The organism is Streptomyces sp. NPDC048002, assembly GCF_040653275.1.
Classification (GTDB): Bacteria; Actinomycetota; Actinomycetes; order Streptomycetales; family Streptomycetaceae; genus Streptomyces.
This window is the reverse complement of the sequence record NZ_JBEZNL010000029.1, coordinates 62,720-83,350: the sequence shown is the minus strand read 5'-3', so window position 1 is coordinate 83,350 and position 20,631 is coordinate 62,720. Positions and strand designations below refer to the sequence as shown.

Genomic DNA, 20,631 nt, shown 5'->3' with positions numbered 1-20,631 from the left:
GCAGAGTGGGGGACCTGCTCCGCTGATCAGCAGCGGAAGACCTGGAGCGCGGCCGGGGTGTGGGCCGACGAGGATCTCGCGGCGCGGTGGTGGGCGCCGCCGGGGGCCGCCGGCCCGGGAACGGAGGTGGAGTCCTCGGGCGGCAGCGGGCGTTCGCAGGTCGGGGACGCACAGCCGGACGGGCCGGTCCGGTCCCGGGGGCGCAGCGGGCCGGTCGGTTCGACGGGCGGATCGCAGGAACGCGGTGTGAGGGATTCCACGCGCGGGGGCGGGCCGGACAGCTCGGATCCGGGCCCGCCCTTGGCCTCTGCATGACTGGCTGTATGCGCGGTTGCGAAGGACGCGGTGGGGGCGAAGAACTGAAGGGCGATCAGGAGGGCGACGAGGACCGGTGTCGCGGAACGGGCCGTCTCACCTCGGAACATGCGCCCCCTCCCGCCGTTTCGCACCTCACGCGCAGACCAACGCTTGGTCAATCGTTGGTCAAGAAACACGTTAACCCTGCAAAGTTGTTTGCAGGGTTAACTTAGCGTTTCCGGCTGAAGAGAGCCTGAAACGCGCGGGTGAGCGGCCGGAACGGGCTCTTGACCGGAGGGAGTTGACCGGGCTAGCGGACCTCGACGAGTCCCTTCGCGTCCCGGGCCAGCGCGGTGAGCCGGGAGATGGCGCGGAAGTACTTCTTGCGGTACCCGCCCTTCAGCATGTCCTCGCCGAACAGCTGGTCGAAGGGGCGACCGGAGGCCAGCACCGGCACCTCGCGGTCGTACAGCCGGTCCGCGAGCACCACGAGCCGGAGCGCGGTCGACTGGTCCGGGACCGGCCGCACATCGGTCAGGCAGACCGCCCGTACGCCGTCCGTCAGCGCGCCGTAGCGGCTGGGGTGCACCCGGGCCAGGTGGTCCAGCAGATGCGGGAAGTCGTCGAGCGAGGCGTCCTCGGTGGCGTACGCGGCCTTGGTCACCTGCTCGTCGCTGAACGGCGCCGGCGCCTCGGGCAGACCGCGGTGGCGGTAGTCCTCGCCGTCGATGCGCAGCGGGCGGAAGCGGGCCGACAGGCCCTGGATCTCGCGCAGGAAGTCGGCCGCGGCGAAACGGCCCTCGCCGAGCTTGCCGGGGAGGGTGTTGGAGGTGGCGGCGAGCGCGACCCCGGCGTCGACGAGCTTGCCGAGCAGGGTGGAGACCAGGACCGTGTCGCCCGGGTCGTCCAGCTCGAACTCGTCGATGCACAGCAGTCGGTGGCCGGAGAGGGTCTGCACGGTCTGCTGGAAGCCGAGGGCGCCGACCAGGTTCGTCAGCTCCACGAAGGTGCCGAACGCCTTGAGGGACGGCTCCGCGGGCGTGGCGTGCCACAGGGAGGCGAGGAGGTGGGTCTTGCCGACGCCGTAGCCGCCGTCGAGGTAGACGCCCCGGGGGCCCGCCGGGGTCTTCGGGGCCTTCGGCCTGCCCAGGCCGAACAGGCCGCGCCGGGCCGGGCCGGCCGCGTGCGCTCCGCCGAGGCCCGCCGCGAAGGACTCCAGGATCTGGACCGCCTCGGTCTGGCTCGGCTGGTTCGGGTCCGGGATGTAGGTGGCGAACCGGACCGAGTCGAAGCGGGGTGGGGGGACCATCTCGGCCACCAGGCGGTCCGCGGGGACGCGCGGCTCGCGGGAGCAGAGGGAGAGGGGGGTCGCTTCGGCTATGGGGGTCTCGCCGGCGGTGGTGGAGGAGGACACGTTCACCGATTTTAGGGGGTCCGCGGGGGTCGACCCTCGTCTGCGGCGGGGTGGGGGCCGGTCGCGCAGTTCCCCGCGCCCCTGGGTGGGGCCGCTGGGGCCCATCTCCGTCTGCGGGCCGGTGGGGGGCGTTCGCGCAGTTCCCCGCGCCCCTGAGGTGGGAACCGCTCCGGTTGGTCACACAGTTCCCCGCGCCCCTGAGGTGGGAACCGCTCCGGTTGGTCGCGCAGGCCGCCGCGCTCCTGAGGTGGGGATCGCTTCGGTTGGTCGCGCAGGCGCCCGCGCTCCTGAGGTGGGGATCGCTTCGGTTGGTCGCGCAGGCGCCCGCGCTCCTGGAGGCGCCACCCTGCCGGCGAGCTCGGCGTGTACCCACCCAGGGGCGCGGGGAACTGCGCGACCAGGCCCCACCAGGCCGCGCGGATGCCCCCGGGCCCGGGAGTCGGCTCCGTGGAAGACTTTCGGCATGCGACGCCTGTTTCCTGTGACCGACCGGACGACGGACGACCGGGAGTGGGGTCTCGGTGAGCTCGCCGAGGTCTACGACTACCCCGCGTCCGACGAACCCCGACTGCGCGCCAACATGGTCTCCACGCTCGACGGGGCCGCCCAGCACGACGGCCGCTCCCAGCCGATCTCGTGCCCGGCCGACATGCGGATCTTCGGCACCCTGCGGGCGCTCGCGGACGTCGTGGTCGTCGGTGCGGAAACGGTACGGCAGGAGGGCTACCGGCCGGCCCGCGCGCGGGCCGAGTTCGCCGCCCGGCGGGAGGCCGCCGGACAGGCGCCCGCGCCGGCCGTCGCCGTGGTCACCGCCGGACTCGACCTGGACTTCTCCCTGCCGCTGTTCACCTCGCCGCTGGTGCCGACCGTCGTGCTGACCGGCGCCGGGGCCGACCCGAGCCGGGTCGCCGAGGCGGAGCGAGCGGGCGCGCGCGTGGTGACCGCGGGCGACGGCGCGGGGGTCGATCCCGCGCGGGTCGTCCAGGGGCTCGCCGGACTCGGGTACCGGCGGCTGCTGACCGAGGGCGGGCCGCGGCTGCTCGGACAGTTCGTGGCGGCCGGGGTGCTCGACGAGATCTGCCTGACCGTCTCGCCGATGCTCACCGCGGGCGACGCGCAGCGCATCGCGGGCGGGCCCTCGGTGGAGGTGCCCCGGACCTTCGCACTGCTGTCCGTCCTGGAGGAGGAGGGCTTTCTCTTCACCCGGTACGGGCGGGTCTGATCACCCGGTACGGGCAGGTCCGGCGAAATCGGCGGAATCAGTCGTTCCGTTTAGCGTCCGATGGGCACACTAAATCTCGCAGTCCCCGTGCGATCACGGGGAAGGATGGTTTCCGCAGGGTCGCTCACGGCCCCGCGGACAGAAGGGGCGCCTGGTGTTCAGAAGCGTATTGATGATCGAGAAGGCCCTGACCTCAGCGGACGTGGAGTTCGTCACCACGTTGCACGGGGACGAGGCGGTCTCCTTCCATGTGCTGCTCCAGCCACGCGGTGACCAGGCCGATCGCCTGCTGCGGGCCATCGACGACGTGGCCCTCGGGGAACTCGACGAGGCGGCCCGGGAGGGGGACACGCCCGAGGGCGAGGAGGCGAAGAGCTTCGGGGAGCGGGCCCTCGCCGTCTCCCTCCAGGCGCTGCGGGCGTCCGGGAACGAGGCGGAGGGGCGACTGGTGGAGGACCATCCGCTGGACGCGCTGAAGTCCCTGGTGGAGGAGAGCGGCGCGGACGAGGTGATCGTGCTGACCGATCCGCACTACGTCGAGGAGTTCTTCCACCGCGACTGGGCGTCCCGCGCCCGGCACAAGGTCGGCGTGCCGGTCCTGAAGCTCTTCTCGCACAGCGAGGCGTAGGCGCGGGCGCGGGGCCGTTCCCCGACCCCATAGGCTGGGGGCGCGTCCCGCTCGGACGCTGTTTCGTCGCAGTACCGGATCTTGGGAGAGACACGCATGGCACCCGGACTTCCCCCCGCCATGGACCGACCGCACTTCATCGGCATCGGCGGGGCCGGGATGTCGGGCATCGCGAAGATCCTCGCGCAGCGCGGTGCCGTCGTGGCCGGCAGCGACGCCAAGGAGTCCGCGACCGCCGAGGCGCTGCGGGCGCTGGGGGCGACCGTGCACATCGGACACGCCGCCGCGCACCTCGCCGACGACGCGAGCTGTGTCGTGGTGTCCTCGGCCATCCGCCAGGACAACCCCGAGCTGGTCCGCGCCGCCGAGCTGGGCGTGCCGGTCGTGCACCGCTCCGACGCCCTGGCCGCCCTGATGGACGGCCTGCGGCCGATCGCCGTGGCCGGTACGCACGGCAAGACGACGACCACCTCGATGCTCGCGGTGTCGCTGAGCACGCTCGGCCTGAACCCGTCGTACGCGATCGGCGGCGACCTGGACGCGCCCGGCTCCAACGCGCTGCACGGCGACGGCGAGATCTTCGTCGCCGAGGCCGACGAAAGCGACCGCAGCTTCCACAAGTACGCGCCCGAGGTGGCGATCGTGCTCAACGTGGAGCTGGACCACCACGCCAACTACGCGTCGATGGACGAGATCTACGAGTCCTTCGAGACCTTCGCCGGCCGGATCGTGCCCGGCGGCACGCTGGTGATCTCCGCCGACCACGAGGGCGCCCGCGAGCTGACCCGGCGCCTCGACGGGGTCCGCACCGTGACCTACGGCGAGGCCGAGGACGCCGATGTGCGGGTGCTGTCCGTGGTCCCGCAGGGGCTGCGCAGCGAGGTGACCGCGGTGCTGGACGGCGAGGAGCTGACCTTCACCGTCTCCGTGCCGGGCCGGCACTACGCGCACAACGCGGTGGCCGCGCTCGCGGCGGGCGCGGCGCTCGGCGTCCCGGCCGCCGAACTGGCACCGGCCCTCGCCTCCTACACCGGGGTCAAGCGGCGCCTCCAGCTCAAGGGCGAGGTCGCCGGGGTGCAGGTCATCGACTCCTACGCGCACCACCCCACCGAGATGAGCGCGGACCTGGAGGCCATGCGCGCCGCCGCGGGCGACGCCCGCATCCTCGTCGTCTTCCAGCCGCACCTGTTCTCGCGGACGCAGGAGCTGGGCAAGGAGATGGGGCAGGCGCTGGCCCTCGCGGACGCCTCGCTGGTGCTGGACATCTACCCGGCCCGGGAGGACCCGATCCCCGGGGTCACCAGCGAGCTGATCATCGAGGCGGCGCGGGTCGCGGGCGCCGATGTGACGGCCGTCCACGACAAGGGCGAGGTGGCTTCCGCGGTGGCGGGAATGGCGAAGCCCGGTGATCTCGTTCTCACCATGGGCGCGGGTGACGTGACGGACCTCGGCCCGCAGATCCTGGACCGCCTGTCGAAGTGAGGGGCTGAGAGTCATGTCGTACGACGTCGAGAAGCCGGACGAGCAGTGGCGCGCGGAACTGAGCCCGGCCGAGTACGCCGTGCTGCGGCAGGCCGGTACCGAGCCCGCGTTCACCGGTGAGTACACCGACACCAAGACCGAGGGTGTCTACTCCTGCCGTGCCTGTGGCGCGGAACTGTTCACCTCGGCGACCAAGTTCGAGTCGCACTGCGGCTGGCCGTCCTTCTTCGACCCGAAGGACACCGACGCGGTGGAGCTGCTCAGCGACACCTCGCACGGGATGGTCCGCACCGAGGTGCGGTGCGCCCGCTGCGGATCCCACCTCGGGCACGTGTTCGAGGGGGAGGGGTACGCCACCCCGACCGACCAGCGCTACTGCATCAACAGCATCTCGCTGCGGCTGACGCCCGAGGAGGGCTGAGCCACCGCTTCCTCAAGGCCGCCGGACCCGCACGAGCGTGTGCGGGTCCGGCGGCCTTTTCGGTCGCTCCCCCCTTTTTCGGTCGCTCCCCTTTTCGGTCACTCTCCGACCGCCCCGGCATTCGACATGGCGCAATCCTGTCGTTACCCGCTTCGGGCCGGTGTGCTTTTAGGGTGGTAGGCGTGGCGCGATCGTTCGAGTCGTTTCAGAGCCCGGCGACGGCCGAGCCTGCCGATTCCGCCGCCCCGCCTCCCTGGGGCGCCGGCGGATCACGGCTGAGCGCGCTGCGCTCGGCGGCGTCCCGCATCGGGACCACGCTGGACGAGGACACCACGTACACCGAGCTGACCCGTGAGGTCGCCGCTCAGGTCGGGGCCGCGGCGGCGGTCCTGGACGACCGGGCCGAGGCGGGCGCCGTGTACCACTCCGGCCGGGGGAACCCGGCCGTGCTGCCCGACACCCGCTGGGCCGCCGAGGTGGCCCGCGGGACCGGCGGCGGTGCCGTCCGGCTGACCTCCGGCGGCACCCGGCCCGCCCTCTGCGTCCCGCTCGGCGCCGGCGGCCACCACTACGGCGTGCTGGTCTGCGCCCGTGAGGGGGCGCCCTTCAGCCACGACGAGGAGGAACTGGTCACGTTCCTCGCCGAGCGGGCCGCCGCCACCGTCCGGCACGCCCGGGAGCACGACGCCGTCGCCGGGATCGTCGGAAAGCTCCAGCGCGCGCTGCTCGCCGAGCCCGGCCGCCCGCACCCCAACCTCGACGTGGCCATCCGCTACCAGCCCGTCGGACAGCGCGCCGTGGTCGGCGGCGACTGGTGCGAGACGGTACGGCTGCACTTCGGCCGTACGCTCCTCGTCGTCGGCGATGTCATGGGGCACGGCCTGGACGCGGCCGTCGACATGACCGCCTACCGCTCGGCCCTGCGCTACATCGCCTCCGCCGACCTCCCGCCGCACCGGGTGCTGCGCCAGCTCGACGACATCGCCTCGGCGGAGCCGGAGCGGCGTCCGGCCACCTGCCTGATCGCCCGGGTGGACCCCGTGCGCGGCATGGTCACGCTGGCCAGCGCCGGCCATCTGCCGCCCGCCGTGATCGACGGCGAGGGCCGGGTCACGCTGCCGCCCCTCCCGGTCGGCCCGCCGCTCGGCACCGGTCTCGGCGGCTACGAGCCGGCCACCTTCCGGCTGGACCCCTCCCAGGCGCTGATGCTGTTCACCGACGGGCTCGTCGAGCGCCGCGGCGAGGACATCGACCACTCCCTGGACCGGCTGGCCCGGGTGGACTTCGCCGCCGCCACCGGCGTCCAGGACCTCCTCGACACCGTGCTGGCCCGCCTGGACGCCGGGCACGCCGAGGACGACGTCGCGGTCCTGGCCGCCCGCCTCCAGAACCGCGCGGCACCGACCGGCCCCTGACCGCGGGCCCCGGCCGGGGTCAGAGCAGTTTGCGGTGGACCAGGGCGGAGAGGGCCAGGAGGCCCGGGACCAGGGGCAGCCAGACCGTCAGGACGCGGTAGCCGATCACGGTGGCCGTGGCCTGCCCCAGGGACGCGCCGTAGGCGGCCATGGTGAAGACCAGCGCGGCGTCCACGGGGCCGATCCCGCCCGGCGCGGGCACCGCCCCGACGGCCGTGCTCGCGGCGAGGAACGCGAACACCATCTGCGCCCACGACAGCGGCAGCCCGAGCGCGGAGCCCACCGAGGCCACCACGCCCGCCTGGACCAGCGGGGTGGCCACCGCTCCGCCCCACAGCGCCAGGACCCGGCTCGGCCGGGTGTGCAGCAGCCGGGCGTCGGTCAGGGCGGTGCGCAGGAAGCCGAGGCAGCCGTGGCGCAGCGGCCGTACCAGGGAGAGGAGCAGGAGCAGGGCCGTCAGCGCGGTCACCGCGACCGCGGTGGCCGGCAGCAGGGTGCCGGTGTCCGGGAGGAGGCCGTCCAGCCGGAGCAGTTCCGGGGCCGCCAGCACCAGGGCGAGCAGCACGAACACCTTCGCGATCGGCTTGACCACCGAGTACAGGGCGAGTGAGGCGGCGGCCCGGGGCAGCGGTACGCCCTGGCCCCGGAGGAAGCGCAGGGTGACGGCGTGGGCGCCGATGCTCGCCGGGAGCACATGGTTGGCGGCGCCCGCGGCGAACTGCGAGGCGAGCAGGAGCAGGGGCGGCATCCGCTCGGGGATCGCCCCCTGTCGGACGACCGCGGAGGCCACCCAGGTCAGACAGGTGAAGACGATCGCGGACAGCAGCCACCCGGGGTGGGCGGCGGCGAGCCGGGCGGTGCCGTCGTACAGGCTCCGCCGGTCGGCGAGCAGCCAGCCGCCGATCAGGAGCAGCGGCAGGACGGTCAGCGTGATCCGGGCGGCGCGGGCGAGCCGCGCGGGGGAGGGGGCGGCGGCCGGGGCGGGGACCGGGGCGGCCGGGGCGGGGAGCGGGAGAAGGGACATGGCGCACGTCGTCCTTCCGCGTCACGCCCACGTGGTGCGGGGCGGTCGGCATCACAAGGCGAGGCAGTGGGGACGTGCGAACAAGGTGCCCGGCGGACGTGACGGCGCGGAGACCGGAAACCGACGGCCCAGGGAAGAAACGGGTCAGGACACGCGCCGGGCCCGTGCGCACGGGACAGGGCGCGGCCCCCTGGCGCCGCGCCCTGTCCCGTGGTGTGTCCGGCTCAGGGCTTGCGGCCCACTCCGCAGTAGGCGTCCACGGAGACCTCGGAGCCCTGCGGCCCGGTCCCGTCCGGGCGCCACTCGGTCACCTGGGCGATGCCCGGCTCCACCAGCTCCAGGCCCTCGAAGAAGGCGCCGATCTCGTCGATGCTGCGCACGTAGTACGGCACCGCGCCGCTGGAGTTGTACGCCTCGGACGCGGCGATCATGCCCTCGCTGGTGGCCGTGCTGTCGCTGATCACCAGGTAGCTGCCGGAGGGCAGGCCCGCCATGAGCCGCTGCACGAGGTCGACGGCCTGCGCGTGGTCGGCGACGTGGCCCAGCGTGTTGAGGATCATCAGGGCGACCGGCCGGGAGAGGTCCAGGGTCTCCGCCGCCGTCTCCAGCACGGCCTTCGGGTCGTAGAGGTCGGCGTCGAGGTAGGCCGTCCGGCCCTCCGGGGTGCTGGTCAGCAGGGCGTTGGCGTGGGCCAGCACGATGGGGTCGTTGTCGACGTAGACGATCCGCGAGTCCGGGGCGACGCGCTGGGCGACCTCGTGGGTGTTGTCGGCGGTGGGCAGACCGGTGCCGATGTCCAGGAACTGGCGGATGCCCTGCTCCACGGCGAGGTGGCGCACGGCGCGGCCGAGGAAGTGCCGGCTGGTGACGGCCACGTCGACCAGACCCGGGAAGATCTCCTTGATCTGGTCGCCGATCTCCCGGTCGACCTCGTAGTTGTCCTTGCCGCCGACGAAGTAGTTCCAGAAGCGCGCGGAGTGCGGCTTCGTCGTGTCGATGCGGGCGCGTATCTCCATCGACGCGCGGATCTGGGGATCGACGTCCGACACGGTGCTGCCTCCTGCTAGGGCCTCGTTGATCAGGTGGTGCCCAACTTAGGCGAACTGGCTTTCGCCGCAGGCCGCTTGGGCGCTTCCGGTTTCGTCGAGAGTCGATTTTCGGCCACTTTGATTCAACTCTTGACAAGCCCGGTGCGGGGCGCGCGAGGGCGGGACCAGCGCGACGGGCGCACACTGGGGTAGGTGCTGTCGGACCTCTTCAGGGGGTGTCGGCCGATGGCTGGAACACGGTCCGGACGGATCCGGATGTGGCGGTGGCGGCGCAGTCCGCTCCGGCGGCGCTGCGATCTGGTCGAGGCCTGGGTGGTGCTCGCCGGATGGCTGCTGGCCCTGCTGGGCGGGGTGCTCGCGGGGATCGTCACGGTCGGGGCGGTGGAGCGGGCCGCCGCCGACCAGCGGGCGCAGAGCCGCCAGGTGTCGGCGGTCCTGGTCGAGGACGCGGACGACAAGGTGCCCGCCCGGGTGCCGGCCGACTACCGGGTGTGGGCAGAGGTCCGCTGGACGGGCGCCGACGGCCGGACCCACACCGACGACGCGCGCGTCCCGCCCAGGACCAAGGCCGGGGCCACCGTCCCGGTCTGGACCGACGGCCACGAGCGGATCACGTCCGAGCCGCTGAGCGCCGGCGAGATCCGGCTGCACGCCGTCTCGGGCGCTGTCCTGGCGGCGCTGTGCGCGGCCGGTGCCGTCGTCGGAGGGGTCTGGGCCGTCCGCGCGCTGATGGAGCGCCGGCGCCTCGCGCAGTGGGCGCTGGAGTGGGAGCGGATCGACACCCGGAACGGCTGGAAAACGGGCTGATCGCCCAGCGGGGGCGGCCCCGCGGGACCTCGGGGGCGGGCCACCGAACCGGATGCGTTAGAAAGGCGTCAGAGAACAAGGCGTCAGAAAACAACGTGGGAGCGCGCCCGCGGCCGACGGGGGACCGGCGGACGCGGGGAACGGGGGGAGCGGGCATGGCGGGGCCGGACGTGATAGCGGAGTGCCTCACCGGCTACGCCGACATCCTCGCCGAGGCCACCGCCACCGGCCGACGGCTCAGCCGCGCGGAACTCGACTCCCGCCGCGTCCTGGGCGAACGCGCCGCCGAGGCCGGAGTGGGACTGCGCGCCATGGTCGCCGCGCACATGGCCGAGACCCGTGCGAGCCGCCCGGCCGGCGACGGAGCCGCCCTCGACGCCGTCCTGTCCGCCGCCGCCCAGGCCCTGGACGCCTTCGCCGAGGGCTACGAGCGGGCCCAGCGGCACGCCGTGCGCCAGGAGGAGGCCGCCCGCCGGGAGTTCGTCGACGACCTGCTCTACGGCCGCAGCGACCTCGGCCTGCTGGCCGAACGCGCGGAACGCTACGGGCTGCGCCTGTCGCACGCGCACGCCGTGGCGGTGGCCCGGGGCCCGGCCGCGTACGACGAGGGCGATCCCGTGCCGCGCTCCGTGGAGCGCGCGCTGATCGGCCGGTTCGGCGACCGCAGCATCCTGCTGACCACCAAGGACGGCCGGATGGTCTGCATCGCCCCCGGCCACCAGGACGAGGTCCTCACCCACTTCGCCAAGCACGCGCACGCCGCCACCGACGGCGGCCAGGTCGCGGTCGGCCGGGCCCACCCCGGCCCCGCGGGCGTCGTCCAGTCCTACGAGGAGGCCCTGAACGCGCTGGACCTCGCGACCCGGCTGGAGCTGACCGAACCGGTGCTGCGCGCCGCCGACCTGCTCGTCTACCCCGTGCTCACCCGGGACCGGCAGGCCATGATCGACCTGGTGAGCAGCGTGCTCGGTCCGCTCGGCCGGGCCCGCGGCGGCGCCCGGCCCCTGCTGGACACCCTCAACGCCTACTTCGACTCCGGCTGCGTCGCCGCCGAGGCGGCCCGCCGGCTCTCGCTCAGCGTCCGGGCCCTGACCTACCGGCTGGAGCGCGTCCGGCAGCTGACCGGCGCGGACCCGGCCGACCCGGTGCAGCGCTACACCCTCCAGACCGCGACGATCGGGGCCCGGCTGCTGGACTGGCCGGCCAAGCCCCTGTGAGCGCCGCTCAGCCCACCGTGCTGCTCGGGTTCGGAGTCGGGGTCGGGGTCGGCTGCGGCGCGGCGGTGTTGATATCGAGGTCCGGGCGCGGCTTCAGGGCCAGCACGGGGGCGCCGGGCTGCGGCGGGGGCGGGGTGAGCTGCACGTCCGGCAGCTTCGGGGGCGAGGTCTGCTGGAACTGGGTCTGCTCGTAGTTGACCAGGCCGGTGTTCTCCAGCACGGTGATGTGGTCGAGCACCGTGTCGTTGGTCAGGTCCGCCAGCTGCCTGACCAGCGTGTTCTGGGTGTTGGCCCGGATGCCCGCGATGGCGGGGAAGATCCGGCCGTGCGCCACCCGCATGAAGGCGACCGCGGTGGAGTCGAACTCCTTGCCGGTCTTGGATTCCACGGTCGCGACGAACTGCTGCTGCTGCGGCGAGGGCTGGTTGGGCAGGGTGATACCCAGCTCGGGTGCGATCTTGCGGCACATCGCGTCGAGCCCCGCGTGACCGACGAGCAGGTGCTTGCCCGCCTCCTTCATGGCCGCGCTGTCGCCCCGCTCCAGGGCCATCTCGCCGATCGGGTACTCCCACAGCCCGGCGGCGCGCACCTTCACCACGAAGTCCCGGTCCGCCTCCGTCAACGGCCCGTAGGGCGTGTTGGCGATGATGCGGGACGTGTCGGTCGAGGTGTTCTGCACGCCCAGCATCGCGGGGTACGCGAGGGCGGACAGGGTGAGCACCAGGGCGCCGCCGACGAAGACGGTTCCCGCCGTACTGCGCGAGATGCGCATCGGACCTCCTGAGGCGAAAGGCTCTGACACCAGGGGATACGGGTGCCGGGCGCGGAACAATCACCGTCGACGGTAAAACTTCCCGCATTTTCGCCGTGTTCTGTGTCACATCCGCGGCCCGTGCGCGCGGGGGCCGGGACCGTACGCCTCGCGGACCGGAACGTCGTGGTGGAGGCTGGTCTCGTCGTGGACGGTGCTCCCGGCCCCGCTCACGGTCTGTTGTGATGCGAGTCACGACAGGTCTAGGGTGAAAATGCCTGAGGGAAGTGAGTTCTTTGCCTGTCGCCTGGGACGACATCGGCGGGCTCGTCGATGCCCACGCACGCTTCCTCACCGGAGCCCGCGTCGACTCGGACGTCCGGGACGCGGTGCTGGCCTCCTGGAAGCGGTGCCGCTCCGCCGGTCTCGAACCGGACCGCCTGCACATCCCCTACGCCCCGGACGTCACGCTCGACGAGCGGCTGCTGCGCGCCGCCGAGCCGGTCCTGCGCAAGCTCACCGAGTCGCTCGCCGATCTCGGCACCACCGTCGCGCTCTGCGACGGACAGGGCCGGATCGTCCAGCGGCTCGGCGGGCACCGCCGACTCCTCGCCCACCTCGACGCCGTCAGCTTCGCCCCCGGCTTCGACGCCTCCGAGGACGTCGTGGGCACCAACGCGGTCGGCACCGCGCTCGTGGAACGCGGCCCCGTCCGGGTCGTCGGCCGGGAGCACTTCGCCGACTGCCTCCAGCCCTTCGCCTGCGCCGGCGCCCCGATCCGCGACCCGCTCAGCGGGCACACCGTGGCGGTGCTGGACCTGACCTGTCTGCGCGACGACGGCGACCCGATCATGCTCCGGCTGGTCGAGGAGGCCGCCCTCGCCGTCGAGGCGGCCCTGCTCGACCAGTCCACCCAGCGGGAGCGGGCGCTGCTCGCCGCCTACCGCCGGGCCGCCCCGCACGGCGGCCCGGAGCGCGACGGCGCCACCAGCATCGGCCGGATCGACCTGGCCGTCCTGCGCGAGAAGGCCGAGGCCCTGCTCGCCTCACCGCACCGCACCCTGGACGAGGTGACCCTCAGCGGCGGCCGCACCGCCACCCTGCTGCGCCGCCGGGTCGTGGGCGCCGCCGGGGAGGCCGGCGTCGTCGTCGAGGCCCGCATCCTGGGCCACCCGCGTCCCGTCGAACTGACCGCGCCCACGACCCCCGTGCCGACCGCCCCCGCCCATGTCATGGCACCCGGCGGCCTCGGCGACCGGGCCGACGGGCGGCTGGTGCTGATCGGTGAGCCCGGTGTCGGCCGGCTGGCGCTGCTGGCCCGCCGGCGGCTGGGGCTGCTGCACGAGGCCGGGACCCGGATCGGCGCCACCCTCGACGTCACCCGCACCGCCGAGGAACTCGCCGAGGTCGTCGTCGCCCGCTTCGCCGACTTCGCCGCCGTCGACCTCCCCGACGCCGTCCTGCACGGCGAGGAGCCCGGACCGCTCGGCGCGGACGTCCCGCTGCGCCGCGTCGCCCTGCGCTGCCGCAACGACGAACCGCGGCTCTACCACGTCGGCGACGGCTTCGCCTACATCGGCAGCACCCCGCAGGCCCGCAGCCTGGAGAGCGGCCGGGCCGTGCTGGAACCGGTGCTCGCCGAGGCGGGCGGCTGGCGCGCCCAGGACCCGGTACGGCTGGAGCGGGTGCTCGCGGCCGGCACCCACTCCCTGATCACCGTGCCGCTCAGGGCCCGCGGCGCCACCCTCGGCGTGGTCAGCTTCTACCGCTGCGCCAACCCCGTCCCGTTCGAGAACGACGACCTCTCCCTCGCCCAGGAACTCGGCGGGCGGGCCGCGATGTGCATCGACAACGCCCGCCGCTTCACCCGCGAGCACAACACCGCCCTCGCCCTCCAGCGCAGTCTGCTGCCCCGGGGCCGCCCCGAGCAGAGCGCCGTCGACGTCGCCTACCGGTACATGCCCGCGCAGGCCGCCGTGGGCGGCGACTGGTTCGACGTGATCCCCCTCTCCGGCGCCCGGGTGGCGCTGGTCGTCGGCGATGTCGTCGGGCACGGGCTGCACGCCGCGGCGACGATGGGCCGGCTGCGGACCGCCGTGCACAACTTCTGCTCCCTCGACCTGCCCCCGGAGGACGTCCTCACCCACCTCGACGACCTCGTCGGCCGGCTGGACCGCAGCGAGGACTGGGCCTCGGAGACCACCCCGGCCGAGATGTGCGGCATAGGCGCCACCGTTCTGTTCGCGGTCTACGACCCGGTGTCCCGGCGCTGCACCCTCACCCGCGCCGGGCACCCGCTGCCCGCGGTCGTCGGCCCCGACGGCTCGGTGGACTTCGTCGACCTGCCCTCCGGCCCGCCGCTCGGCCTGGGCGGGCTGCCCTTCGAGACGGCGGAACTCGAACTCGCCGAGGGCAGCCGGCTGGTGCTCTACACCGACGGACTGGTCGAGGACCGGCACCGGGACATCGACACCGGCCTGGACCGGCTGCGCACCGCCCTCGGCCACGCCGGCAGCGCCCCCGACGACACCTGCGAGGCCGTCCTCGACGCCCTGCTCCCGGTCCGCCCGACCGACGACGTCGCGCTGCTGGTCGCCCGCACCCACGCCTTCGGGCCCGACCGGGTCGCCCAGTGGAACCTGCCCAGCGACCCGGCCGTCGTCTCCCGCTGCCGGGCCGCCGTCACCGCGCAGCTCGCCGAGTGGGGCCTGGACGACCTGGCGTTCACCACCGAACTGGTCGCCAGCGAACTCGTCACCAACGCCATCCGGCACGCCACCGGCCCGGTCCAGCTGCGCCTGCTCCGCGACCGCGCCCTGATCTGCGAGGTCTCCGACGGCAGCGGCATCTCGCCGCGGCTGCGCCGGGCCCGCACCGAGGACGAGGGCGGCCGCGGCCTCTTCCTCGTCGCCCAGCTCACCGAGCGCTGGGGCACCCGCCACACCCCGCACGGCAAGGTCATCTGGACCGAGCAGCCGCTGCCCTGAGCGCGCCCGCCCCGATCACCAGCCCGTCCGCAGCAGGTGGTTGACGAGCAGCGCCAGCACGCCCTGCGCGGCCAGCCAGCCGCGCGGCCCGGTCAGGAACGCGCACGACGGCAGCAGCCACAGCGCGAACGGCAGCCAGATCCGCTCCGTCTCCGCCTTGCTCATCCCCGACAGATCGGCGACGAGCATCGCCAGCAGCGCCGCCCCCACCAGCACCCCGAGCCGGAACTCCGCCGTGCCCCGCCCGCCGCGCAGCGCCACCCCGGTCCGCCGCAGCCCCGCCGCCGAGGCGAGCCCCACCACCAGCACCTGGCAGGCGAGGTTGGCCCACACCCAGTACGCCTGCGGCCGGGTGCCGCCCGCGCCCTGGTCGTAGCGGGTGGTGAGCAGGTCGTACGCCTCCCACCAGTGGAAGCCGTAGGCGGTCAGCGCGAGCGGCACCACCAGGAACCCGGCCGCGGCCAGGAGCAGCGGACGCCCGCGCCGCGAGCCGAGGAACAGCACCGCCGCCGCGGGCACCACGAAGAGCGTCAGACCGTACGACAGACACACCGTCAGGCCGAAGAGGAGGCCGGAGCCGAGGGCCGTGAGGCCCGGACGGTGACCCGTCACCGCGAGGGCCAGCAGCGCCACCGCCCAGGCGGCCACCGCCGCGAAGTACGCGTCGGCCGAGGTGCCCAGCCAGACCGCGGCCGGCGCCAGCGCCAGGAACGGCGCGGCCCGGCGCGCGAGCCGTTCGTCGGCCAGGACACGGACCGTCACCAGGATCGCGAGGGCGGCCGTGGCGCCGACGACCACGCACCACACGCCCGCCCAGGCGCCGCCGCCCAGACCGATCCGGTCCAGGTACACGAAGGTCAGCGTCGCCGCCGGCGGATGGCCCGCCACATGCGCGGGCCAGTGCTCCGGGGAGCCGAGCAGGATGTGGTCGGTGAAGCCCCGCAGCGCGGCCGGGATGTCCTGGAAGCGGTCGATGACCTGGAGATACTCGTAGCGGGTCGTCAGCCGGCGGGCCACGCCCCGCTGCCAGCCGTCGACCAGCGCCAGCGCGAACGTCCACGCCGTGCCCGCGCCCCAGCCCACGAGCAGCAGCTTCCGCCAGGGCAGCCGGGCGGCCAGGGGCGGCCCGTACGCCACCACCGCGACCGCCACCACGACCGCCGGCAGGGTGCCGGGGCCCAGGTGCGGGCCCCAGTTCGCCAGCAGCGGCGGCCAGTTGACGAACAGGGTGCCGTCACGGCGTTCGATCGCGGTGCCGACCACGGCGGCGGCCGCGAACAGCAGCGCGGCGGCCGCCGCCGCGTACAGATCGCGGCGCAGGTCACGGGAGAGATCGCGGCGCGGGTCACGGGAGAGATCGCGGGTCACACCGGCACGCTAGGGCGGCGGGCCTCGACCGGACGGCTGACAGGCTGCGACGTCAGAGTTTCGTCATGGTTCACAACCCCTTGAGGGGTGCCCGGCGGCCTACGGTCGGGACATGAATCGGAGTCCCTTCTCACCCGGTTTCTGGCGCAGCCCGCTGCGCGGCCCCTGGCTCACCTCCGTGCTGGGTGTCGTCCTGCTGGGCGGCATCACCGTGCTGTTCGTGACCGGACTGCTGTCCTACGCGGCCTACAACCCGGACCTGTCGCCGGTGAACGACAAGACCCCGGACAAGGGTCTCCTCGGCTTCTACCTGTTCTCCTGGCCGACCGATCCGCACTGGCTGTACCGGCTCAACCAGGGCGTCCACGTCACCCTCGGCGTCACGCTGATCCCGGTGCTGCTGGCCAAGCTGTGGTCGGTGGTGCCGCGACTGTTCACCCTGCCGCCCGCCCGTTCCGTGGCCCACGCCCTGGAGCGGATCTCCCTGCTGCTGCTGGTCGGCGGGGCGCTGTTCGAGTTCGTGACCGGAGTCCTCAACATCCAGCTGGACTACGTCTTCCCGGGCTCCTTCTACCCCCTGCACTTCTACGGGGCCTGGGTGTTCTTCGCCGCGTTCCTCGCCCACCTCGCCCTCAAGACGCCCACGGCGCTGCGCAATCTGCGGCAGATGCGGGAGGAGCGCAACGACCTGGTGCCCACCGAGCCGGCCGAACCGACCGTCTCCCGGCGCGGCGCGCTGTGGTTCGTCGGCGGCGGCTCGCTCCTCCTCTTCCTGACCACCGTCGGGCAGAACTTCGACGGCCCGCTGCGCCGCACCGCCCTGCTCGCCCCGCACGGCGGCGCCGACCCGGGACAGGGCCCGAACGGCTTCCAGATCAACAAGACGGCCGCCTACGCGGGCATCCGCCCGGCCGAGACCGCCGACGGCGCCTGGCACCTGGCCGTCACCGGCCGCACCGGAACCGTCCGGCTGACCCGCGCCGACCTGCTGCGGCTGCCCCAGCACAGCGCCGCGCTGCCGATCGCCTGTGTGGAGGGCTGGTCCACCGGCGACCAGTGGTGGCGCGGGGTACGGCTGAGCGACCTCGCGGCACTCGTCGGGTACGACGACGCGCCCGACGTGTTCGTGGAGTCGCTGCAACGACGCGGCGCGTTCCGGAAGGCCGCGCTCCGCGCCAACCAGGTCGCCGATCCGCGCTCCCTGCTCGCCCTGTTCGTCAACGGCGAGGAACTTTCCCCCGACCACGGCCACCCGGCGCGGATCATCGTGCCGGCCGCGCCCGGTGTGCTCAACACCAAGTGGGTGGCCCGGCTGACCTTCGGAGACCTGTGATGCGCCGCCCGCCCCGCCCCGCTCTCGGCAGCCCGCTGCAGATCCTGCTGCTCGTCTGCTCCTTCGCGCTCGCCGGATACGCGGGGGTGCGGCTGCTGGACGGGGACTGGTTCGCCGTCGCCCTGTGGTTCGTGGGCGCGGCCGTGCTGCACGACCTGGTCCTGCTGCCGCTGTACTCGGCCGCGGACCGGGCCCTGGTGACGGCGGCGGGCCGGAACGTGCTGTACGTCCGAGTGCCCGCCGCCCTCTCCGCGTTGCTGCTGCTCGTGTGGTTCCCGCTGATCACCGGCCGGGTGACGGACCGCTACGAGTCCGCGACCGGCCTGTCCGCCGACGGCTTCCTCGCCCGCTGGCTGCTGCTGACGGCCGTGCTGTTCGGCGGTTCCGCCGCGCTGTTCGTGCTGCGGCTGCGCAGGGCCGCGAAGGAACGACCGCCGACCGCCCACTGAGCCTCCGCCCGCCAGCCGGCCGGTTCCGCGTGCCGCAGCAGGGCCGCGGTGCCGAGCCGGGCCCACGGGAACGGGGTTCCGGCGGCGCCCCGGGCGTCGGTGACGTGCACCACGGCCCGCTCGTCGAGGTCGAGCCCCGGCACCGTCTCCACGATCAGCAGGCCTTTGGGGCGCAGCAGTTCGGCCATCCTGCGGAGCAGGGCGGCCGGGTCGCCGCCGATACCGACGTTGCCGTCGATCAGCAGGGCCGTGCCCCAGCGCCCCTCGCCGGGCAGCGGCTCGAAGACCGAGCGGCGCAGCGCCTGCCCGCCGAGCCCCAGGGTGCGGGCGACGGCGGCCGCGCTGACGTCGATGCCGAGCACCGGCCGCGCCTGGTGCGCCAGCGCCGCCACCAGCCGGCCGGGACCGCAGCCCACGTCCAGCACGGTGCCCTCGCAGAGCCGCAGCACCTGAAGGTCCGCCGCGTCGGCCCGCGCGCACCACCGTTCCACGTCCAGCGGCAGCAGCCAGCCGTCGGCCCGGCGCAGGAACAGCGGGCCGCGCCCGGCGCGCAGGGCGTCGGAGTACGGGTCCGCCGACCAGGGCGAGGCGGTGCCCCGCGGCCGGGCGACGCGTACCGTGCCCATCAGTCCTCGGCCCCGGTCAGCCGGGCGTGCAGCGCCGCGAACCGTCCCCGGGGCGCCGCCTCGGCGACCAGCCGCGCGTCGTCCGCGGTGTCCACGTCCCGCAGCACCGGCAGCTCCCGCACCCGCAGTCCCGCGAGCCGGGCCCGCTGGGCGGTGCCGGTGTGCGGGGTCGACATCGGCACGCCCCGCAGCAGCGCGGGATCCGGCGCCGCCAGACCGAGCGCCCAGAAGCCGCCGTCCTCGGCAGGGCCGAAGCAGGCGTCGCAGTCGGAGAGGTCGACGTCCAGCAGTTCGGGCGTCACCTGCGGGGTGTCCATGCCGATGAGCAGGGCCGGTCCCGCGCAGCCCGCGAAGGCGGCGGCGAGCCGCTCGTCCAGGCCGCCCGCGCACTGCGGCACGACGTCGAAGCCGGGCGGCAGCCAGCGGCCCGGCGTCCCGTCCAGGACCAGCACCCGGCGCCGTGCGGGGGTCCGGGCCACCGTCTCCAGGGTGTCCGTGAGCGCGGCCTCGGCGAGCGCCGCCGCCTCGGCGGGAGTGAAGGGCGGGGTCAGCCGGGTCTTCACCCGGCCCGGACGGGGCTCCTTGGCGATCACCAGCAGGGTGGGCGGCGCGCTCATCGGGACACCTCCCCCCCGGACGTCTCCCGCCCCGACGCCTCGGGTTCGGCCAGGACACGGCTCATGTCGCGGACCGCCTGCCAGGTCCCGCGCCAGGTGCCGGTCACCTTGGAGGCGCCCGCGCGCGGACGGTACGGGACGTCGTACTCGCTGATCCGCCAGCCCGCGTCCCGGGCGCGGACCACCATCTGCAAGGGGTAGCCGCTGCGCCGGTCGGTCAGGCCGAGGGCGAGCAGCGCCTCGCGGCGGGCGGCTCGCAGCGGGCCCAGGTCGTGCAGGCGCAGGCCGGTGCGGCGGCGCAGCAGCAGGGAGAGCGCGAGGTTGCCGGCACGCGCGTGGGCGGGCCAGGCGCCCCGGCCCTCGGGGCGGCGCCGGCCGAGCACCAGGTCGGTCTCGGCGGACCGGATGCGGGCGACGAAGGGGACCAGGTCGCCGGGGTCGAGCGAGGCGTCGCAGTCGCAGAAGCAGACCACCTCGGCGGTGGCCGCGGTCAGGCCCGCGTGGCAGGCGGCGCCGAATCCGCGGCGCTCCTCGCGCACCACGGTCGCCCCGAGCGCGCGGGCGATGCCGGCCGAACCGTCGGTGGAGCCGTTGTCGACGACGAGCGCGCGCCAGCCCGGCGGGATGCGCTCCAGCACCCACGGCAGGGCCTCGGCCTCGTCGAGGCAGGGGAGGACGACATCGACCGGCGCCGGGTCCGGTACGGAAGCGGAGGAGAGGGTCACGCCGTTCACCCTACGAGCCCAAAAGGGGCATACCGGGCATCGGCTTCTTACGAAACAAGGACGTCGGACGGGGGCCGGCGCATCGGCGGGCGCCGGGTGCGAGGCTGGCGGCATGGAACAGCAGCAGCCCAGGGTCCTAGTGGTCGACGACGACCCGACCGTCGCCGAGGTGGTCTCCGGCTACCTCGACCGAGCCGGATTCCTCGTCGACCGCGCGGGCGACGGCCCCGACGCCCTGGCCCGCGCCGCCGAGCACTGGCCCGACCTCGTCGTGCTGGACCTGATGCTGCCCGGCATGGACGGCCTGGAGGTGTGCCGCCGGATGCGCGGGCGGGGGCCCGTCCCGGTCATCATGCTCACCGCGCGCGGCGACGAGGACGACCGCATCCTCGGCCTGGAGGTCGGCGCCGACGACTACGTCACCAAGCCCTTCAGCCCCCGCGAACTCGTCCTGCGCGTCGAGTCGGTACTGCGCCGGGCCCGCCCCCCGCAGGCCGCGGCACCGCTGCGCGGGGCGGGTCTCACCCTGGATCCGGCGGCCCGCCGGGCCACCAAGGACGGCGTCGAACTCGCCCTCACCGTGCGTGAGTTCGACCTGCTCGGCTTCTTCCTCCGGCATCCGGGGCGGGTGTTCGGCCGAGAGGACCTGATGCGGGAGGTGTGGGGCTGGGACTTCGGCGACCTGTCCACCGTCACCGTCCATGTGCGCCGACTGCGCGGCAAGGTGGAGGACGATCCCGCCCGCCCCCGGCTGATCCAGACCGTGTGGGGCGTCGGCTACCGCTTCGAGGGGGAGTGA

Annotated in this window: 19 protein-coding genes; 10 read left to right on the top strand and 9 right to left on the bottom strand. The window is 74.1% G+C overall.

Going from position 1 to position 20,631, the window contains the following annotated elements:
* Positions 1-26: 26 nt before the first annotated feature.
* Together AB0E07_RS28785 and zapE are read right to left on the bottom strand one after the other, a co-directional pair.
* On the bottom strand, positions 27-425 hold the full coding sequence (locus tag AB0E07_RS28785) for a hypothetical protein (RefSeq protein WP_362258368.1): 399 nt from the start codon (positions 423-425) through the stop codon (positions 27-29).
* 182 nt (positions 426-607) lie between these two features.
* Entirely contained in the window at positions 608-1,711 is a 1,104-nt protein-coding gene (gene zapE / locus AB0E07_RS28780; protein WP_362258365.1) for a cell division protein ZapE, read from the bottom strand.
* Positions 1,712-2,174: 463 nt separating this feature from the next.
* On the opposite strand from zapE, the gene AB0E07_RS28775 reads away from it, so the two are divergent.
* The 5 genes from AB0E07_RS28775 to AB0E07_RS28755 all read left to right on the top strand — a co-directional run bounded on the left by AB0E07_RS28775 (position 2,175) and on the right by AB0E07_RS28755 (position 6,879).
* A complete protein-coding gene (locus tag AB0E07_RS28775) occupies positions 2,175-2,933 on the top strand; it encodes a pyrimidine reductase family protein (protein WP_362258362.1) in 759 nt (252 codons plus the stop codon).
* Between the two features lie 154 nt (positions 2,934-3,087).
* Positions 3,088-3,561, top strand: a complete 474-nt coding sequence (locus AB0E07_RS28770; protein WP_362258359.1) for an indole-3-glycerol phosphate synthase — start codon at positions 3,088-3,090, stop codon at positions 3,559-3,561.
* 96 nt (positions 3,562-3,657) lie between these two features.
* Positions 3,658-5,043 carry a UDP-N-acetylmuramate--L-alanine ligase gene (gene murC, locus AB0E07_RS28765; protein WP_362258356.1) on the top strand — a complete coding sequence of 462 codons (1,386 nt, stop codon included), beginning with the start codon at positions 3,658-3,660 and terminating at the stop codon, positions 5,041-5,043.
* Between the two features lie 13 nt (positions 5,044-5,056).
* Positions 5,057-5,464 carry a peptide-methionine (R)-S-oxide reductase MsrB gene (gene msrB / locus AB0E07_RS28760; RefSeq protein ID WP_362258353.1) on the top strand — a complete coding sequence of 136 codons (408 nt, stop codon included), beginning with the start codon at positions 5,057-5,059 and terminating at the stop codon, positions 5,462-5,464.
* Between the two features lie 182 nt (positions 5,465-5,646).
* A complete protein-coding gene (locus AB0E07_RS28755) occupies positions 5,647-6,879 on the top strand; it encodes a GAF domain-containing SpoIIE family protein phosphatase (protein ID WP_362258351.1) in 1,233 nt (410 codons plus the stop codon).
* Positions 6,880-6,898: 19 nt separating this feature from the next.
* On the opposite strand, the gene AB0E07_RS28750 is transcribed toward AB0E07_RS28755, so the two are convergent.
* Entirely contained in the window at positions 6,899-7,903 is a 1,005-nt protein-coding gene (locus AB0E07_RS28750; RefSeq protein WP_362258348.1) for a lysylphosphatidylglycerol synthase transmembrane domain-containing protein, read from the bottom strand.
* A 224-nt stretch (positions 7,904-8,127) separates the two neighbouring features.
* Entirely contained in the window at positions 8,128-8,919 is a 792-nt protein-coding gene (locus AB0E07_RS28745) for an SAM-dependent methyltransferase (protein ID WP_362258408.1), read from the bottom strand.
* A 258-nt stretch (positions 8,920-9,177) separates the two neighbouring features.
* Here AB0E07_RS28745 and AB0E07_RS28740 point away from each other — a divergent pair, with 258 nt between their 5' ends.
* Entirely contained in the window at positions 9,178-9,759 is a 582-nt protein-coding gene (locus AB0E07_RS28740) for a hypothetical protein (RefSeq protein WP_362258345.1), read from the top strand.
* Positions 9,760-9,914: 155 nt separating this feature from the next.
* Positions 9,915-10,976, top strand: coding sequence for a helix-turn-helix domain-containing protein (locus tag AB0E07_RS28735; RefSeq protein WP_362258342.1), 1,062 nt, complete (start codon positions 9,915-9,917; stop codon positions 10,974-10,976).
* 7 nt (positions 10,977-10,983) lie between these two features.
* On the opposite strand, the gene AB0E07_RS28730 is transcribed toward AB0E07_RS28735, so the two are convergent.
* Positions 10,984-11,748, bottom strand: a complete 765-nt coding sequence (locus AB0E07_RS28730) for a DUF4142 domain-containing protein (RefSeq protein ID WP_362258339.1) — start codon at positions 11,746-11,748, stop codon at positions 10,984-10,986.
* 266 nt (positions 11,749-12,014) lie between these two features.
* On the opposite strand from AB0E07_RS28730, the gene AB0E07_RS28725 reads away from it, so the two are divergent.
* Positions 12,015-14,714, top strand: a complete 2,700-nt coding sequence (locus AB0E07_RS28725) for a SpoIIE family protein phosphatase (RefSeq protein WP_362258336.1) — start codon at positions 12,015-12,017, stop codon at positions 14,712-14,714.
* Between the two features lie 15 nt (positions 14,715-14,729).
* Here the strand turns inward: AB0E07_RS28725 and AB0E07_RS28720 are convergent, their stop codons facing one another.
* Positions 14,730-16,082, bottom strand: a complete 1,353-nt coding sequence (locus AB0E07_RS28720) for a hypothetical protein (protein WP_362258333.1) — start codon at positions 16,080-16,082, stop codon at positions 14,730-14,732.
* A 112-nt stretch (positions 16,083-16,194) separates the two neighbouring features.
* Here AB0E07_RS28720 and AB0E07_RS28715 point away from each other — a divergent pair, with 112 nt between their 5' ends.
* Complete coding sequence (locus AB0E07_RS28715) at positions 16,195-17,415, top strand: molybdopterin-dependent oxidoreductase (protein WP_362258331.1); 1,221 nt, start codon at positions 16,195-16,197, stop codon at positions 17,413-17,415.
* A 304-nt stretch (positions 17,416-17,719) separates the two neighbouring features.
* Here the strand turns inward: AB0E07_RS28715 and AB0E07_RS28710 are convergent, their stop codons facing one another.
* From AB0E07_RS28710 to AB0E07_RS28700, 3 genes are read right to left on the bottom strand one after another with little or no spacing between them, the layout of a single operon-like run.
* Positions 17,720-18,490: a methyltransferase domain-containing protein gene (locus AB0E07_RS28710; RefSeq protein ID WP_362258328.1), complete on the bottom strand. Its 771-nt coding sequence runs from the start codon at positions 18,488-18,490 to the stop codon at positions 17,720-17,722.
* Positions 18,490-19,107 (bottom strand): DUF2064 domain-containing protein, encoded by a 618-nt coding sequence (locus AB0E07_RS28705; RefSeq protein WP_362258326.1) that lies wholly within the window; start codon positions 19,105-19,107, stop codon positions 18,490-18,492. The genes AB0E07_RS28710 and AB0E07_RS28705 overlap by 1 nt, the downstream gene beginning before the upstream one ends.
* Complete coding sequence (locus AB0E07_RS28700) at positions 19,104-19,832, bottom strand: glycosyltransferase family 2 protein (RefSeq protein ID WP_362258323.1); 729 nt, start codon at positions 19,830-19,832, stop codon at positions 19,104-19,106. Before AB0E07_RS28700 ends, AB0E07_RS28705 begins: the two co-directional genes overlap by 4 nt.
* Before the next feature lie 112 nt (positions 19,833-19,944).
* Between AB0E07_RS28700 and AB0E07_RS28695 the strand changes: the two genes are divergently transcribed.
* Entirely contained in the window at positions 19,945-20,631 is a 687-nt protein-coding gene (locus tag AB0E07_RS28695; protein ID WP_362258319.1) for a response regulator transcription factor, read from the top strand.